This window comes from Nonomuraea sp. NPDC003201, from assembly GCF_053590415.1.
The window spans coordinates 1-1346 of record NZ_JBSFTC010000749.1; the positions used below are offsets into that span (position 1 = coordinate 1).

1 protein-coding gene is annotated in these 1346 nt (G+C 69.2%); it reads left to right on the forward strand.

Features of this window, described 5'->3' with window-relative positions; all coding sequences use genetic code 11:
* Positions 1–242: 242 nt before the first annotated feature.
* Positions 243–1325 (forward strand): IS110 family transposase, encoded by a 1083-nt coding sequence (locus ACWDX9_RS63360; RefSeq protein WP_449973461.1) that lies wholly within the window; start codon positions 243–245, stop codon positions 1323–1325.
* Positions 1326–1346 lie beyond the last annotated feature (21 nt).

A 1346-nucleotide genomic window follows, 5' to 3' on the forward strand; every position in this document is an offset into this window, starting at 1 on the left:
CCCAGTGAGACTAGAAGGGCAGGCGTTCCTGGTGGGGTCTGACTCAATCAAACCCTGACCTCGACGGTGAGTGTCTTTGCTCCGATCTGCCGGTTCCGCCAGGGCGTCTGTAGGGTGCGCTCCGAGCCGGTGCCCGTGACTTGATAGGAGCCTGGCCGTAGGTCCCGTCACTGGTCTGTCCGCTCACCGGCCCGGCGCGTGCCACCCCAGTCGTTCCCTCAGACGAAGGTGGCAGGTCCAGGATGGCACGAGGCGGCAAGAAGCCGAAGAAGCGGCGGATCGTCGGCGGGGTCGACACCCACGCCGATACCCACCACGCCGCGGTGGAACTGATGAACGGCGGCCGGATTGCCGACGCCCAGTTCCCCGCCACCACCGACGGATACGCGCAGTTGCTGGTGTGGATGCGCTCGTTTGGGCGCCTGCACGCCGTCGGAGTCGAGGGCACCGGGTCCTACGGTGCCGGCCTGGCCCGGTATCTGCGCGGCCAGGGCGTGCACGTGGTCGAGGTGAACCGACCCGACCGGCGTCAGCGGCGCAATCTGGGCAAGTCCGACCCGCTGGACGCCTACGCTGCAGCCGACGCCGTGCTGGCTGGCCGAGCCCGCGCGCTGCCCAAGGGCGGCGATGGGATCGCCGAGTCGATCCGAACGGTGCACCTGGCCCGCTCCGGCGCGATCAAGGCCCGCACCGCCTGCATCAACGAGCTGCGCAGCCTGCTGGTCACCGCACCCGCTGAGCTGCGCGAGCGGATGGCCGGCACGTCAGCTCCAGCGCTGGCCGCTGCCTGCGCGCGGCTGCGCCCGGCCGCAGACCTCGCCGATCCCATCCAGGGCACCAAGCTTGCCCTGCGCAGCCTGGCCCACCGCTACCAGGCCCTAACCGCCGAGATCGAAGATCTCGATGCCCACCTGACGGCCCTGGTCGCCCAGGCCCGACCCAAACTTTTGGCCGTGCACGGCGTCGGGCCCGAGACCGCCGCCCAACTGCTGGTCACCTGCGGTGACAACCCCGACCGGCTCACCTCCTCAGCGGCCTTCGCCGCCTTGTGCGGCGTTGCCCCGATTCCCGCCTCCAGCGGCAAAACCACCCGGCACCGGCTCTCACGCGGGGGAGACCGCCAGGCCAACCGTGCCCTCTACCTCATCGTGCTCGCCCGCATGGCCTGGTGCCCCCGCACGCGCGCCTACGTCACCCGCCGCACCACCGAGGGCAAGTCCAAGAAAGAGATCATCCGCTGCCTCAAACGCTACGTCGCTCGAGAGCTCTTCAAAGCCCTCACCAGCCCAAACGCCGCTAACAACGAGGTTCCCGTTGCTGCTTGACAAACATAGGAGCATCGGAGC